This window comes from Rhodococcus sp. 077-4, assembly GCF_047782425.1.
Lineage (GTDB): Bacteria > Actinomycetota > Actinomycetes > Mycobacteriales > Mycobacteriaceae > Rhodococcoides.
The window spans coordinates 207,121-221,600 of record NZ_JAJPWC010000002.1 but is presented as its reverse complement, the minus strand read 5'-3'; the positions used below and the strand labels follow the sequence as shown (position 1 = coordinate 221,600).

Below are 14,480 nucleotides of genomic sequence, written 5' to 3'. Positions count from 1 at the left end.
GCATATACCCAAGGGGGTATGCAAGTACCCCTGGGGGTATCACCCCAGGGGTACTCGAATCACAGCATGCCCGCTGCGGTCATGAGCCGCTCAGCGCCGGCCGTTCCACTGCTTCTCGATGCCACGCAGCACCTCGAGCGTCCGAGCAGAATCGGTATCGACCGCCATCCTCGACCGAGAGCGCTCCAGAGCACGCTCGGCACGCGTCACGGCGCGATGGCCCGAGTCGGTGGCCTCGACCATGTATTGCTGCCGATTTCGAGGATTGACGGTTCGCACCAGCAGCCCCGCCTCGACGAGACTGGCAGTCGTGGCGGTGATGCTTGTCCTGTGCCGCACCAACTCCCGCGAAAGGGCACTGTAGGACATCGACCCTCGCCTGCACACCAGTTCCAGCACCTCGTACCTCGCCCAGCTGAGCCCCTGTGCGTCCAGTGCCTCCGCCAAACGAACCCGTGCTGCCGACGCCATCCGCAGCACGGTGGATACGATCTCGAACTCGGCGGAATGCACCGGCGAGGTACCACTGTCGAACGACTCAGCGAGGGCAGTCATCGGATACTCCCCTACTTGATTTCGGTGAGGACGGTGCCTTGGGTGATGGCGTCGCCTGCGGTGACGGTGAGGCCGGTGATGGTGCCGGCTTTGTGGGCGTTGACGGGGTTTTCCATTTTCATCGCTTCGAGGACGGCGATGAGCTCACCTGCTTCGACGCTCTGCCCTTCTTCGACGGCGACTTTCACCACGGTGCCCTGCATGGGTGCGGTGACGGCGTCACCGGATGCCGCTCCTGCTCCGGCTCCACCACGAGTACGGGCCTTGGGTTTACGCCGCACCGCACCGGCCGGTCCACTGTTGCCGCCGCCGAGGGTCAGTTCGCCGGGTAGCGATACTTCGACGCGGCGGCCTCCGACCTCGACGACGACGGACTGCCGCGGCAGGACCTCGTCGTCGTCGAGTGGTTGTCCGGCGGTGAACGGGGCGACCTGGTTGTCCCATTCGGTTTCGATCCAGCGAGTGTGGACGGAGAACGATTCCCCGTCGCCGATGAACGCGGGATCGGAGACCACCGCAGCATGGAACGGGATCACCGTCGCCAACCCTTGAACATCGAATTCGGCCAACGCGCGGCGCGAGCGGGCGAGGGCTTCCTCACGGGTGGCTCCGGTGACGATGAGCTTGGCGAGCATCGAATCGAACTGGCCACCGATCACCGAGCCGGATTCGACCCCGGAATCGACGCGGACTCCGGGCCCGGAGGGGGCGGTGAAGGTGGTGACCGGTCCGGGTGCGGGCAGGAATCCGCGTCCGGCGTCTTCGCCGTTGATCCGGAACTCGAACGAATGCCCCCGCGGTTCGGGGTCTTCGCTGATGGAGAGTTCTTCGCCGTTGGCGATACGGAATTGTTGCAGCACCAGGTCGATGCCGGAGGTTTCCTCGGTGACGGGGTGCTCGACCTGCAGTCGGGTGTTGACCTCGAGGAAGGAGACGAGTCCGTCTTGGCCGACGAGGTATTCGACGGTTCCGGCGCCGTAGTAGCCGGCTTCGAGGCAGATGGCTTTGGCGCTGGAGTGGATTTCTTTGCGTTGGGCGTCGGTGAGGAACGGGGCGGGGGCTTCTTCGACGAGTTTCTGGAAGCGGCGTTGCAGGGAGCAGTCGCGGGTGCCGGCGACGATGACGTTGCCGTGCTGATCGGCGATGATCTGGGCTTCGACGTGGCGTGGTTTGTCGAGGTAGCGTTCGACGAAGCATTCCCCCCGTCCGAATGCGGCGACGGCTTCGCGGGTGGCGGAGTCGAAGAGTTCGGGGATTTCCTCGCGGGTGCGGGCGACTTTCATGCCGCGTCCGCCGCCACCGAATGCGGCTTTGATGGCGATGGGGAGGCCGTGTTCGTCGACGAACGCCAAAATTTCGTTCGCGTCCTTGACCGGTTCGGAGGTGCCGGGGACCGAGGGTGCTTTGGCGCGGGCGGCGATGTGGCGGGCGGTGACCTTGTCGCCGAGGTCGCGGATCGATTGGGGGGAGGGTCCGATCCAGATCAGGCCGGCGTCGATCACGGCTTGGGCGAAGTCGGCGTTCTCGGAGAGGAATCCGTAGCCGGGGTGGATGGCGTCGGCACCGGACTTGGCGGCGGCATCGAGGATTTTGTCGATCACCAGGTACGACTCCGCGGAGCTCTGACCACCGAGGGCGAATGCTTCGTCGGCGAGGCGGACGAACGGGGCATCGGCATCGGGTTCGGCGTACACAGCGACACTGGCCAACCCGGCATCGGCGGCCGCCCGGATCACCCGCACCGCGATCTCACCACGATTGGCAACAAGAACCTTGGTGATCTTCTGATGGGAATTGGACGTAGTCATAGTTCGAGATCCTTCACTGGCCATATCGGGCATTGACGAACAGAGCTGGGGCAGTGGCAAGTCCGTACCGATGCAGATCCTCGGGGCGACCCCACCGATCCGACACCACCGGAGCTTCGATGTACACCGAAGACTGCGCGGCGGTCAGAACCGCAACCACGGCTGCGATGTCGGTGTCGGTCGGCTTCCCGCGAAACGACCAACTACCGCTCACTGCAGCGTGATTCGTGTCGTTCATAGGGGGATGTTTCCGTGTTTCTTGGGTGGGAGGGTGACTTGTTTGCGTTCGAGTAGTCGTAGTGCGGTGACGATCTGTCCGCGGGTGTGACTGGGCGGTATGACAGCGTCGAGGTAGCCGCGTTCGGCCGCGATGTACGGGTTGACGAGGGTGTCCTCGTACTCCTGCTGCAACGTCAGGCGTAGCGCGTCGACGTCCTCGCCGTTCTTCGCCGCTTCCAACAGTTTCTTGCGGTACACGAACCCGACGGCACCCGAGGCTCCCATGACCGCGATCTGCGCGGTCGGCCACGCGAGGTTGACGTCGGCTCCCATGTGCTTGGATCCCATCACGTCGTACGCCCCGCCGTACGCTTTGCGGGTGATGACGGTGATCTTCCCGACCGTCGCTTCCCCGTAGGCGTACAACAGTTTCGCGCCGCGGCGGATGATGCCGTTGTATTCCTGGCCGGTCCCGGGCAGGAAGCCCGGTACGTCGACCAGGGTGATGATCGGAACGTTGAAGCAGTCACAGGTGCGCACGAACCGCGCTGCTTTCTCCGAGGCATCGATATCGAGTGTTCCCGCGAACTGGGTGGGTTGATTGGCCACGATCCCCACCGAGCGGCCGTCGATACGCCCGAACCCGACGATGATGTTGCGGGCCCGACCTTCTTGCACTTCGAGGAATTCGTCGTCGTCAAGGATCCGAGTGATCACCTCGTGCATGTCGTACGGGGTGTTCGGTGAATCCGGGATCAACGTGTCGAGTTCGAGGTCCTCCGCGGTCAAGGAGTCTTCGATGGATCCGATCACCGGGTCCGACGGGACGGTACGCGGGGCATCGGCCCGATTGTTCGACGGCAGGTAGGAGAGGAGGTCGCGGACGTAGTCCAGGGCGTCGTGTTCGCCGGACGCGACGTAGTGCGCGACCCCGGATTTCTCCATGTGGGTGTGCGCGCCACCGAGTTCTTCCATCGTCACGTTCTCCCCGGTGACGGTTTTGATGACGTCGGGTCCGGTGACGAACATCTGCGAGGTGCCGTCGACCATGACCACGAAATCGGTCAGGGCCGGGGAGTAGACGTGCCCGCCTGCGGCGGGTCCCATGATCAGTGAGATCTGTGGGATGACCCCGGAGGCGCGGACGTTGCGGTGGAAGATCTCGCCGTACAGTCCGAGGGAGACGACCCCTTCCTGGATGCGGGCTCCGGCCCCTTCGTTGATCCCGACCAGGGGGCGGCCGGTTTTGACGGCCAGGTCCATCACCTTGACGATCTTCTCGCCGTAGATTTCACCTAAGCTGCCACCGAAGACGGTCGCGTCCTGGGAGAACACGCACACATCACGGCCATCGACGGTGCCGTAGCCGGTGACGACACCGTCACCGAAGGGCCGGTTGTCGGCCAACCCGAAATTCTGTGAGCGGTGCCGAGCCAGGGCATCGAGTTCGACGAACGAACCCTCGTCGAGCAGAGCGGTGATCCGCTCCCGCGCGGTCAACTTGCCCTTCGCGTGGACTTTGTCCACCGCAGCCTCACCCGAGGGCACCTCGGCAACCGCGAGACGTTTACGAAGATCGGCCAATTTACCCGCAGTGGTATGGATATCGGGTTCGGTTGTCGTCATGCAGAATTCCCCTACGTTGTGTGGAACGGCGAATGCAGATCGTCAGTTCGTTGCAAGCGAGCGCGCGATGACCAGACGCTGAATTTGGTTGGTGCCCTCGAAGATCTGGGTGATCTTGGCGTCGCGCATGTACCGCTCGACGCGGAAGTCGCGGGTATATCCGTAGCCACCGAACACCTGCACCGCATCGGTGGTCACCTTCATGGCAGCGTCGGTGGCGATCAGCTTTGCCACGGAAGCGTTGCGCGAGTACGGAAGTCCGGCATCACGACGGCGGGCGGCATCGAGGTAGGTGGCACGGGCCGAGTCCACTGCCGCCGCCATGTCCGCCAGCACGAACCCGAGGCCCTGATGGTCGATGATTTTCTTGCCGAACGCGGTGCGCTCCTGCGCGTACTTCACCGCATCGTCGAGGGCCGCCTGAGCGATTCCTACTGCGACAGCGGCGATTCCGAGCCGTCCGGCATCGAGGGCACTGAAGGCAATCTGCAGCCCCTGCCCCTCCGCGCCGATTCGCCAGTCGGTGGGTACGTGAACGTTGTCGTAGTGCGCCGAGGTCGTCGGGATCGCGTGCAGTCCCATCTTCTCCTCCGGCTTGCCGAAGCTCAGGCCGTCGGTTCCATCCGAAACGAGAAAGCACGAGATGCCCTTCGATCCCTCGCCGGTCCGGGCGAACAAGTTGTAGAAGTCGGCCACTCCGCCGTGCGTGATCCACGCCTTCGAACCGTTGACCGTGTAGCCGCCGTCGATCGGGGTGGCCTTGCAGCTCAATGCGGCAGCGTCCGAGCCGGCCTGAGCCTCGGACAGTGAGTACGCGCCGATCTGTGCGCCGCTGAGCATGCCGGGAAGCTTGTCGGCCTTCTGCTCATCGGTACCGAAAGCCATCAATGGGTGGCAGGCCAGGCCGTGCACGCTCACCGCGACGGCCACTGCCGCCCAGCGCGATGCGAGTTCTTCGAGAACCTGGAGATAGACCTCGTACGGTTGCCCTCCCCCGCCCCATTCCTCCGCGTAGGGCAGGCTCAACAGGCCGGCCTCGCCGAGGGTGTCGAACACCCCGTCGGGATAGGCCTCGCGCCGTTCGTGGTCGTCGACGATCGGGTCGAGCACCTTGTCTGCCACATCGCGGGTGAGCGCGATGAGGTCGCGCGCTTCGGCAGTGGGCAACAGGCGATCGACGGGCACGTGAAAAACCTCCGGTGAGTTCGGATCAGTACTGCCGGATGATCCGCAGTACTGATGCACAGTACTGCACAAGTCGATGCAGTACCATCCTTGATGTGAACGCACCCGTGACCTCGCATGCCACGGCGCGCCGTTCCGAACTCTTCGACCAGCTTGTGAGCCTGTTTCTGGCCGAGGGCTTCGCTCACCTGACCCTCGACACCATCGCGGCCCGGCTTCGGTGCTCCAAATCCACGCTGTACACCCTCGCGTCCAGCAAGGATCAGCTCGTCGGTGGAGCCACCGTGCACTACTTCAAGTCCATGACCACCCAGGTGGAAAATGCGGTCGCCGAGGTAGACGGCACCCGCAATCGCATCACCACGTATCTCACCGCCGTGGGCGCAGCCCTGGAATCGGCATCCGAACAATTCATGACCGACCTGGCCTCACTCGAGTCCGCCCGTTCGGTGTACGAGCGGAACACCGCAATCGCCGCGCGCCGCGTCCAGGAGTTGATCAGCGAGGGCGTCGCCAGCGGTGAAGTACGCGACGTGCACGCGGCCTTCGTCGGCGACGTCGCCTCCTCGGTCATGGTTCGAATCCAGACTCGCGAGGTGTTCCGACTGACCGGGCTGAGCGACGGCGACGCCTATCTCGAACTGGCGAAACTACTGACGGCCGGCATCGGCGCGTAGCAGCGGAGTCGGGAATGAATTCACCCCGACACGTGCTGAAGTACAGTGAATATGGTTGATCCTTCAACGAAAGAGCACGTGATGAAGAAGATCGGATTCTTGTCCTTCGGACACTGGTCGCCGTCGCCGCAGTCGCAGACGCGGTCGGCGTCGGACGTACTGCTGCAGTCGATCGACCTCGCGGTCGCCGCCGAAGAACTCGGAGCCGACGGCGCGTACTACCGCGTTCATCACTTCGCCAACCAACTCGCGTCACCGTTCCCGCTGCTCGCGTCCGTCGGTGCCCGGACTAGCTCCATCGAAATCGGCACCGGCGTCATCGACATGCGGTACGAGAATCCGTTCTACATGGCCGAGGACTCGGGTTCCGCCGATCTCATCTCGGGGGGACGGCTCCAACTCGGGATCAGCCGGGGATCGCCCGAGCAGGTCATCGAGGGCTACCGCTACTTCGGCTACGCACCCGCCGAGGGTTCCGATCATGCCGACATGGCCCGCGAGCACACGCGCATCTACCTCGACCTTCTCGAGGGCAAAGGCTTCGCGCAGCCCAACCCCCGGCCGATGTTTCCCAATCCACCGGGACTCTTGCGCCTCGAACCGCACTCCGCCGGTCTGCGGCAACGCATCTGGTGGGGTGCCGGCACCAGGGAGACCGCGGAATGGACTGCCCGTCAGGGAATGAACTTGATGAGCTCGACTCTGCTGAGCGAGGACACCGGGGTGCCCTTCCATCAGCTGCAAGCCGAGCAGATCGAACGATTCCACAAGACGTGGAGCGACGCCGGGCACGGGTTTGCGCCACGAACGTCCGTCAGCCGCAGCATCTTTCCGATCGTCAACGATCTCGATCGTGCGTACTTCGGCAACGAGGGCAGCGGCGACGATCAAGTCGGATACATCGACGGCGGCAAGGCCAGATTCGGCAAGACCTACGCGGGTGAGCCCGATCGATTGATCGCGGAACTCGCCGCGGACGAGGCAATTGCCGCTGCCGATACGCTTCTGCTCACCGTTCCCAACCAACTGGGAGTCGACTACTGCGCGCACGTCATCAAGACGCTGTTGCGCGACGTCGCCCCTGCACTGGGGTGGCGCTGACCACTCGCAAAGCGAGAAGGGATTGGTATCGGCCGATACGGGTACTGGCAGCACGTTCACCCACCACCACCTGCCAGGAGTTCCCCGTGCTCAAACGTGACGTATCCGCGCGCCTCGATGTAGACATCACCGCAGCCACCACGCTCGAATTTCAGATCGCGATAGCGCCACACCCGGGTACAACGGTCACCGAGTCACTGTCCTTCGTGCTCGACGGTAACCCCATCGAGGCGAAGGAAGTGAGCGGGCCGCACGGCAACCGAATTCACGTCATGCCGGCCGACGTCGGCAACCTACAGGTTTCGTACGACGCCACCGTTCTGGGCAACACCACCCCGGCACCGGTCACCGACTACGACATGTCGCTCTACCTCCGCCCCAGCCGGTACGCCGAAGCCGACAAATTCTACGGCTTCGCAGCAACCGAATTCGGCGACTACGCGGACTCGGAAGAACTACTGGCCAAGATTTCCGCGTGGGTGGGCGCGCGCCTGAGTTACGTTCCAGGAAGCAGTGATCCGATCGACGGAGCAGTCGACACGTTGCTCGCCGGACAGGGCGTTTGCCGGGACTACTCGCACCTCGTCGTCGCCATGCTGCGCGCGGTCAACGTTCCGGCCCGCCTCGTCGCGGTGTACGCACCCGGCTGCGACCCGATGGACTTCCACGCCGTCGCCGAGGCGTTCGTGGGCGGTCAGTGGCGCGTTGTCGATGCCACCTGCCTCGCCCCTCGCTCGACACTCGTTCGCATCTCGGTCGGTCGCGATGCCGCCGACACCGCATTCCTGGACAACCACAAGGGTGCCATCACCCTGAACAGTTCGGTGGTCACAGCCGTGGTCGACGGCGAACTCCCCCATGACGACATCACCGAACTGGTCTCCCTCACCTGATCCGGATCGCACGCGCTTTCCCTGTGAGCTACCTCACAGCGGCGTTTGTTTCCGACGGCGAAAACCGACTGAGTATCCGTTACCAACATTCACAGCCACACTGAAAGGTGCTCACCATGAGCTTCATCGACAAGGCCAAGAACGCAGCAGAAGACGCCATCGGCAAGGCGAAGGAAGTTGTCGGCGACGCCACGAACAACAAGGACCTCGAGGCCGAGGGCAAGAAGGACCAGGGTTCGGCCGGTGTGAAGAAGGTCGGCGAGAACATCAAGGACACCTTCAAGTAATCGACCTCCGTCCCATCGAGTGCCGCCGATCTCGATGATCGGCGGCACTCGCCCTTCACCGAAACCTTCACCACAGAGAACGGATACCCCTCATGACCACATCGACCGACACGACCACCACCAAGCGCCGCGGCGGATTCGCCTCGAAGCTCGCCCTTCTCATCACGCTCGTCCTCGTCGCAGCACTGGTGATCTTCGTGCTGCAGAACACACTTCACACCAACATCAACTTCCTCGGCTGGAACTTCGATCTCGCTCAGGGCGTATCACTGCTCGGTGCAGCTGTCGTCGGAGCCGTCATCGCCCTGACTGCAACCGCAGCACTGAAGGTTCGACGCGCAGTTCGCTGATCACGTAGAGCCGGTCGACGACACCGTCGACCGGCACAACCACGTGACTCAAACGTTGTCGCTCAATAGTTCTCGAAGCACCACGCGATCGTCGAACTCGACGACCTCTGCGCCGTAGATCTGCTGGGTGTCGCAGCCTCGGCCCGCCACCACGACAACATCTCCCGGTTCGGCCACGTTCACCGCGAGAGCGATCGCGGCGCGGCGATCCGGCTCCACCATCACCACCGCGGACCGCGCCGCGCGCGCACCCGTCACCACTGCCTCGCGGATCGTGTCGGCGTTCTCGGACAATGGGCTCTCGTCGCTCACGATCACGATGTCCGCCAAGGCCGCAGCGGTAGTACCCAGCGGGAACCGTTTGCCGGGATCGCGTTCGCCCGTCGCGCCGACGATCACGATGACCCGTCCCGGCACGAGAGACCTCACGAACGGCAACAGGCGACGCTGCCCCGCGGTGTTGTGCATGTAGTCGACCAACGCCAGAAACGGCTGGCCCGCGTCGATCCGCTCGAGGCGGCCGGGAACGGATTTCACGCATTCGAACCCAGCAGCAATCGAGTCCGGGTTCTTACCGGCGGCCAGCGCGGTGGCCACAGCGGCCAACGCATTGCTCGCCTGGTGCGGGCCGAGCAGAGGTAACCGAACGTGCACGCGGCCCAATGGGGTTCGGACCGTCATGGACGTGTCCACGCCGGTGCACTCGATGTTCTCGCCGAAGACGTCCGCTCGCGTATCGGCCGTCGACCACGTCCAGCACGGAACGTCGACGAGTTGCGCGAGCTTTTTGCCGTACGGGTCGTCGATCCCCACTGCAGCGGCTGCTGTTCGGTCGGCTGCGAACAACTCGGCCTTCGCCTCGAAGTACCTGTCCATGCTCCCGTGGTAGTCGAGGTGGTCCGGAGCTAGATTCGTGAATCCCATTGCAGCGAAACGCACCCCGTCGACGCGGTGTTCGGGCACGGCGTGCGAGGACACCTCGAGCGCGACGGCGGTTGCGCCCTCGTCTCGAAACCGTCCGAGTGTGCGCTGCACCGTCGCGGCCTCGGGTGTCGTTCGCGCTGTCGGCACGGATGTCGACGGACCGTCGAGACCCAAACCGGTCATCGTGCCGACGACCTCTCCCGACGCCGAGAGCCCAGCCGCGAGCAGCAATGCAGTACTCGTCTTTCCGTTGGTTCCGGTCACCCCGTACAGGTCCATCGCGTCGGCCGGGTACCGATGGATCCGCGCACACACCGGCCCGACGCTTCGACGCGGGTCGGCAACGACGATCGTCGGCAGAACCGTCGACACCCGGTCCGACAGCACCGCGACGGCTCCGCGTTCGAGAGCCTCGATCTCGAAATCGAGTCCGTGAACGTGAGTTCCAGGGAGCGCCACGTACAGGTCCCCCGGCATGACCGAGCGCGAGTCGTCACTGGCTCCGTGGACTCGAACGGATGCGATGGGTTCGGGGGCGTCGAGCGAGCGAGCGAGATCGGCCAGCGACACGCCTGCGTTCGCGGAAGACAGCGTCGATCGTTCGTCCAATGCGTCAGGGATCAATGGCCCGAGGGATCTGTCAGAGACTTACCCTCCTGCGCCTTGACTCGTCGACGCTCCAGAAGCACGAGCACAATTCCTGCGACCAGCAAGACTGGAGCCAGGACTGCACCCATCCATGCCCAGCCCTCGAATCCGTAGCCGGCAGCGGTGAGTGTCAGGCCGAGGCTCACCAACGCCAGGCCGATGCAGATGTACCCGGGCCAGTTGCGGGTGTCGACGATCGCTTCGCCTGCGTGCCCGCGCGTCGTACGCTCATCGTCGTTCGCTTCGACATTGGTATCTGCCGGGTCGTCGTTCGTCATGATCCCCTCTATTCTCCTCGTTCGCGTCGACTGTCTGGACGAGCGGCTCGACGCAGCGCTGTACCGACGGTATCCCTGTACGTCCCCGCGACCGACCCGAATCAAACATGTTGGAATGAAACATATTTCGGAGAAGACAGCGAAAACTCGCAATTTCGGGCCGATAATTTCAGCCGAAACTGTTGTTACGCAAGCAGTTTGCAAGAAAAGGCGGCGGGTAACCGGTCGATGCCGATATCAACGCTCGAACCTTTGGAATGGAGTTTACATGTTTCGCCATACCGATTTCATGCAAATGGATGTCAAGCCGGAAAAGCCGGACCCGGTCTACGCGCGCAAGCTTCAAGAGCTGATCGGCGGTGCGTACGGCGAAATGACCGTGACCATGCAATACCTGTTCCAGGGTTGGAATTGCCGCATGGAGGGCAAATACAAAGACTTGATCATGGACATCGCCACCGAGGAGATGGGCCATGTCGAGATGCTCGCCACCATGGTGGCCCGGCTGCTCGAAGGTGCGCCGGCCACCGACTCGACCGCTATGGCAGCGGCCGACCCCGTCGTCGCCGCGGTGATGGGCGGTATGGATCCGCAGCAGGCAATCGTCTCCGGCGGCGGACCGACGCTGTCCGATTCCAACGGCGTTCCCTGGAACGGCCGATTTATCGTGGCCAGCGGAAACCTATTGGCCGACTTCCGAGCCAACGTCGCAGCCGAGGCGCAAGGACGACTGCAGACTGCACGTTTGTACAACATGACCGACGACCCAGGCGTCAAAGCGATGCTGCAATTCAACCTGGCTCGCGACACCCACCACCAGAACCTGTGGCTCGCCGCGATCGAGGAACTGCAGGCAGACGGCCTCGAGGACGTCGTTGCCCCCAACGCCCTCCTCGACGTCGAGGAGCAGGGCCATCACGCGTTCGATGTGTGGCACCTCTCGGACGGAGAATTCTCGTCCACCGGCGGTTGGGCCGACAGGCTGGCACCGGACGGCGTGCACCAGATGGGCTTCTACGCAGACCCACAGCCACTGGGCGGCAAAGCGTCGGCCCCGGCTCCCGATCCGAAGCTCTACGCCACGTACGACGGCGCCAAGGGCGACCCGGCACCGGCTGCTCTCGGTACCGAGAAGGGGGTCATGGGCAAGATCAAAGATGCTCTGGACCCCGACGAGAAGTAGCGCTCGAAACCTTCGATGCGGGGTACGGCAGAGTCGTACCCCGCATCGAAGTCACTGCAGCCCAATAGGTTCGGACGGTCTCGGGCGCAGGCGATCAGTTGTGCCAACCGACCGCAGCAAACGGAGCGTTGCTCGTCACCCGGCCCACAATGCCTGCGTGCGCGAATTTCTTGGCGGTGTCCACGGCATCGAGCACGTCCACACCCTTGGCCAGTTCGGCGGTGATGGCCGCTGCGAACACACAGCCTGCTCCCGACACTCGCTCGTCGCCGATCTTTTCGGCGCGCAGAACTGTCAAGTCGGTGCCGTCGAACACGACGTCGACTGCTTCGTCTCCCGGCAGTCCGGCACCGCCCTTGACCACAACGTAGCGGGGTCCCAGGTCGGCTATTCTTCGCGCCGCCTCACCGAGATCGGCGACGGTGGTGATGGCGTCCATTCCGGACAGGGTCTGCGCCTCGAACAGATTGGGGGTGATCACGGTGGCCAGCGGGAGAATGTCACGCCGGAGGGCATTGTCGGTATCGAGTGCGGCTCCCGGTTCCTGCCCCTTGCAGATCAACACCGGGTCGACGACGACGTGCCGCCACGGCTGCAGGCGCAGCGATTTCGCTACCGTCTCGACGGTGGCGGGTGTACCGAGCATACCGATCTTCACGACGTCGAGATCGTGTGCGGCAGTGGCAACTTCGATCTGATCGGCGATCACCGAGCTGTCCACGGGAACGAATCGGTGACCCCAGTCGGCCTTGGGATCGAACGACACGATGCAGGTGATGGTGCCGACCCCGTAGACCCCCAGCTGCTCGAACGTCTTGAGGTCCGCCTGCAGACCGGCTCCGCCGGTGGCTTCGGAACCTGCGATCACGTACGCGATTGTCGACATGGTCTCAGTATGTCAACCACAGCTCGACGTGGTCGCGACCGGTCGAAGTGGAGGAGCTGCTCACTTGCCGGGGGCGGTGGGGTCCGGGTGTTCGCGGTCGATGAGCTGCGCAGCCAACCGAGACACCGGAACGTTCAATTCCTGAGAGAGCGCCCCCAACATGTCGAACGCTCGAATCGCATCGACATCGAATCGCTCCATGATGATGCCCTTCGCCTGACCGATTCGGTCTCGTGATGCCAGGGCACTGCGGAACTGCTCACCGCGGCGGGCACTCGACAGTGCGATCGCGGCGTGGGTTGCGAGGTTGACCGCCGTGTCCTCGGTATCGACATCGAATCCGTTGATCTTCTCGGAATGGAGATTCAACGCACCGAGCTCTTGTCCATCGGTGTACAGCTGGATGGACAGAGTCGATCGGATCGGGGTCCGGCTCAGTACCGCGTCCATCAGCCGAGGCCACCTGTCTTCCGCGGTCGCATCGTCGATACGCACGGTCTGATGTGTCCAGATCGCCTCGAAACACGGTCCTTCTCCGAACTCGTGCTGCAGGGAATCGAACAGGTGGGGGGCGTCCCCGGTCGAGGCAGTGGATTCGAGAAACTCCGGCCGCCTGCTCGAACTCGTCCGGCGGACCAATGTGATGCCCGCATGGTCGACGGCCTCCAGGTGTTTCACCGCCGCAGACGTCACTTCTTCGAGTACTTGCTCGGAGCTCGACGTTCCCCGCGCAACGGTCCCGTGTGCCGATCGCGCCATCTCCGAAATACGTCCGTAGATGTCTTCCTGTTCCACGTCCTGCCCTCTCCGCCGTGCGTGCTCCTGTTCTCAGACTCTCACATCCGAGCAGATAGTCGAGGTGACAATTCGATGTCCTGCGATCCGTCGGCAATTGCGGGCGGTCCGTAGACCACTGCCGAATCGTTCGACTGCTTCGCGGGGAACGGCCCGTGTTGTGCCTCGAATGCGCAAATGGGTAAACTCGACTACGCCCGCGTCGAATCCAGGCCGGTTGCCTCGCTGCAGCATGCCCGCAGAAGGACGACCCCGGATTCGGAGATGACGCAATGGAATTCGATCCAACCAGTACGAGGGATTTCACCCTCCACGACGTCGACGCAGCATTTCGAGCGTCTGCGCCGATCCGCCCTACCCGCACCACGATGGAGGTCACCTCGTGACGACGGAACGAGAAACCACAGCCAGCTGCGAAGATGTCTGGAGTATCTTGGCCGACGGTTGGACGTACGCGACCTGGGTGGTCGGCGCGTCCAGGATCCGCGCCGTGGACGACAACTGGCCTGCGGCGGGCAGCGAGATCCACCACTCGGTCGGCGCATGGCCGCTGATCCTCAGCGATGTGACGCGTTCGGTGGCCGTGCACGAAAATCGTGAGCTGCAACTCGACGCGCGGGCTCTTCCGTTCGGCAAGGCGTCCATCACCATGCGTCTGCACCCGACGGCAATCGGGTGTCGCATCGAAATGATCGAGCACGCAACAACTCCACCGATGAATCTCGTCCCTGATGGTGTGCAACATGTTCTGGCGCACCCTCGCAATTCGGAAGCGCTGAAAAGACTTGCACTGCTGGCAGAACGGGCAAGTACGCCCTGACCCGAACAGGCCAGGTTCTCGTGACGCACCGGGTCGTGGCGTGCCACGAGGACGTCGAGAACTCGATGCTCGAAGCCATTGCGACAACAGACCTTTCGCTGAAATCCGGTTCGTCCCGACGACGAGCATGGACGAAAGAGATTGAACTCCACGGACAACGGGCATGCGCTGCAGATGGACTCCACACTTCGGTCTCGAATTCGGTCGGATTCGAACGCCACACCTGATAGCAACACGGCCGTAGG

The 14,480-nt window shown here is 63.4% G+C and carries 16 protein-coding genes; 7 read left to right on the top strand and 9 right to left on the bottom strand.

Annotation, left to right across the window (positions count from 1 at the left end; genetic code table 11):
* Nucleotides 1–90: 90 nt before the first annotated feature.
* From ACNEOT_RS10465 to ACNEOT_RS10445, 5 genes are read right to left on the bottom strand one after another with little or no spacing between them, the layout of a single operon-like run.
* Nucleotides 91–555, bottom strand: coding sequence for a MarR family transcriptional regulator (locus tag ACNEOT_RS10465; protein WP_415973928.1), 465 nt, complete (start codon nucleotides 553–555; stop codon nucleotides 91–93).
* 11 nt (nucleotides 556–566) lie between these two features.
* Nucleotides 567–2,363, bottom strand: a complete 1,797-nt coding sequence (locus ACNEOT_RS10460) for an acetyl/propionyl/methylcrotonyl-CoA carboxylase subunit alpha (RefSeq protein WP_415973927.1) — start codon at nucleotides 2,361–2,363, stop codon at nucleotides 567–569.
* A 13-nt stretch (nucleotides 2,364–2,376) separates the two neighbouring features.
* Nucleotides 2,377–2,601 carry an acyl-CoA carboxylase epsilon subunit gene (locus tag ACNEOT_RS10455; RefSeq protein WP_415973926.1) on the bottom strand — a complete coding sequence of 75 codons (225 nt, stop codon included), beginning with the start codon at nucleotides 2,599–2,601 and terminating at the stop codon, nucleotides 2,377–2,379.
* On the bottom strand, nucleotides 2,598–4,208 hold the full coding sequence (locus ACNEOT_RS10450) for an acyl-CoA carboxylase subunit beta (RefSeq protein ID WP_415973925.1): 1,611 nt from the start codon (nucleotides 4,206–4,208) through the stop codon (nucleotides 2,598–2,600). The genes ACNEOT_RS10455 and ACNEOT_RS10450 overlap by 4 nt, the downstream gene beginning before the upstream one ends.
* A 42-nt stretch (nucleotides 4,209–4,250) precedes the next feature.
* Nucleotides 4,251–5,393, bottom strand: coding sequence for an acyl-CoA dehydrogenase family protein (locus ACNEOT_RS10445; RefSeq protein ID WP_415973924.1), 1,143 nt, complete (start codon nucleotides 5,391–5,393; stop codon nucleotides 4,251–4,253).
* Between the two features lie 95 nt (nucleotides 5,394–5,488).
* On the opposite strand from ACNEOT_RS10445, the gene ACNEOT_RS10440 reads away from it, so the two are divergent.
* From ACNEOT_RS10440 to ACNEOT_RS10420, 5 genes are all read left to right on the top strand, one after another.
* Nucleotides 5,489–6,070: a TetR/AcrR family transcriptional regulator gene (locus ACNEOT_RS10440; protein WP_230074079.1), complete on the top strand. Its 582-nt coding sequence runs from the start codon at nucleotides 5,489–5,491 to the stop codon at nucleotides 6,068–6,070.
* 81 nt (nucleotides 6,071–6,151) lie between these two features.
* The gene (locus ACNEOT_RS10435; protein ID WP_415973923.1) at nucleotides 6,152–7,171 is read left to right on the top strand and encodes an LLM class flavin-dependent oxidoreductase; all 1,020 of its coding nucleotides are present in this window, start codon (nucleotides 6,152–6,154) and stop codon (nucleotides 7,169–7,171) included.
* An 86-nt stretch (nucleotides 7,172–7,257) separates the two neighbouring features.
* Nucleotides 7,258–8,064, top strand: coding sequence for a transglutaminase-like domain-containing protein (locus ACNEOT_RS10430; RefSeq protein ID WP_415973922.1), 807 nt, complete (start codon nucleotides 7,258–7,260; stop codon nucleotides 8,062–8,064).
* A gap of 116 nt (nucleotides 8,065–8,180) precedes the next feature.
* The gene (locus ACNEOT_RS10425; RefSeq protein WP_027495724.1) at nucleotides 8,181–8,351 is read left to right on the top strand and encodes a CsbD family protein; all 171 of its coding nucleotides are present in this window, start codon (nucleotides 8,181–8,183) and stop codon (nucleotides 8,349–8,351) included.
* Nucleotides 8,352–8,443: 92 nt separating this feature from the next.
* A complete protein-coding gene (locus ACNEOT_RS10420; RefSeq protein ID WP_415973921.1) occupies nucleotides 8,444–8,701 on the top strand; it encodes a lipopolysaccharide assembly protein LapA domain-containing protein in 258 nt (85 codons plus the stop codon).
* Between the two features lie 48 nt (nucleotides 8,702–8,749).
* On the opposite strand, the gene ACNEOT_RS10415 is transcribed toward ACNEOT_RS10420, so the two are convergent.
* On the bottom strand, nucleotides 8,750–10,234 hold the full coding sequence (locus tag ACNEOT_RS10415; RefSeq protein ID WP_415973919.1) for a Mur ligase family protein: 1,485 nt from the start codon (nucleotides 10,232–10,234) through the stop codon (nucleotides 8,750–8,752).
* A gap of 11 nt (nucleotides 10,235–10,245) precedes the next feature.
* Nucleotides 10,246–10,551: a hypothetical protein gene (locus ACNEOT_RS10410; RefSeq protein WP_415973918.1), complete on the bottom strand. Its 306-nt coding sequence runs from the start codon at nucleotides 10,549–10,551 to the stop codon at nucleotides 10,246–10,248.
* A gap of 268 nt (nucleotides 10,552–10,819) precedes the next feature.
* Between ACNEOT_RS10410 and ACNEOT_RS10405 the strand changes: the two genes are divergently transcribed.
* A complete protein-coding gene (locus ACNEOT_RS10405) occupies nucleotides 10,820–11,734 on the top strand; it encodes a manganese catalase family protein (protein WP_415973917.1) in 915 nt (304 codons plus the stop codon).
* A gap of 94 nt (nucleotides 11,735–11,828) precedes the next feature.
* Here ACNEOT_RS10405 and thiD read toward each other — a convergent pair whose 3' ends face one another.
* Nucleotides 11,829–12,620, bottom strand: coding sequence for a bifunctional hydroxymethylpyrimidine kinase/phosphomethylpyrimidine kinase (thiD, locus tag ACNEOT_RS10400; RefSeq protein WP_415973915.1), 792 nt, complete (start codon nucleotides 12,618–12,620; stop codon nucleotides 11,829–11,831).
* A 60-nt stretch (nucleotides 12,621–12,680) separates the two neighbouring features.
* Complete coding sequence (locus ACNEOT_RS10395) at nucleotides 12,681–13,415, bottom strand: GAF and ANTAR domain-containing protein (protein ID WP_415973914.1); 735 nt, start codon at nucleotides 13,413–13,415, stop codon at nucleotides 12,681–12,683.
* Between the two features lie 382 nt (nucleotides 13,416–13,797).
* On the opposite strand from ACNEOT_RS10395, the gene ACNEOT_RS10390 reads away from it, so the two are divergent.
* Nucleotides 13,798–14,235: an SRPBCC family protein gene (locus ACNEOT_RS10390; RefSeq protein ID WP_415973913.1), complete on the top strand. Its 438-nt coding sequence runs from the start codon at nucleotides 13,798–13,800 to the stop codon at nucleotides 14,233–14,235.
* Nucleotides 14,236–14,480: the final 245 nt, after the last annotated feature.

What these genes read in the sequence shown, in the direction of transcription:
- ACNEOT_RS10465 (WP_415973928.1), bottom strand. Translation starts at nt 555, where the DNA reads ATGACTGCCCTCGCTGAGTCGTTCGACAGTGGTACCTCGCCGGTGCAT.
- ACNEOT_RS10460 (WP_415973927.1), bottom strand. Translation starts at nt 2,363, where the DNA reads ATGACTACGTCCAATTCCCATCAGAAGATCACCAAGGTTCTTGTTGCC.
- ACNEOT_RS10455 (WP_415973926.1), bottom strand. Translation starts at nt 2,601, where the DNA reads ATGAACGACACGAATCACGCTGCAGTGAGCGGTAGTTGGTCGTTTCGC.
- ACNEOT_RS10450 (WP_415973925.1), bottom strand. Translation starts at nt 4,208, where the DNA reads ATGACGACAACCGAACCCGATATCCATACCACTGCGGGTAAATTGGCC.
- ACNEOT_RS10435 (WP_415973923.1), top strand. Translation starts at nt 6,152, where the DNA reads ATGAAGAAGATCGGATTCTTGTCCTTCGGACACTGGTCGCCGTCGCCG.
- ACNEOT_RS10425 (WP_027495724.1), top strand. Translation starts at nt 8,181, where the DNA reads ATGAGCTTCATCGACAAGGCCAAGAACGCAGCAGAAGACGCCATCGGC.
- ACNEOT_RS10420 (WP_415973921.1), top strand. Translation starts at nt 8,444, where the DNA reads ATGACCACATCGACCGACACGACCACCACCAAGCGCCGCGGCGGATTC.
- ACNEOT_RS10410 (WP_415973918.1), bottom strand. Translation starts at nt 10,551, where the DNA reads ATGACGAACGACGACCCGGCAGATACCAATGTCGAAGCGAACGACGAT.
- ACNEOT_RS10405 (WP_415973917.1), top strand. Translation starts at nt 10,820, where the DNA reads ATGTTTCGCCATACCGATTTCATGCAAATGGATGTCAAGCCGGAAAAG.
- thiD (WP_415973915.1), bottom strand. Translation starts at nt 12,620, where the DNA reads ATGTCGACAATCGCGTACGTGATCGCAGGTTCCGAAGCCACCGGCGGA.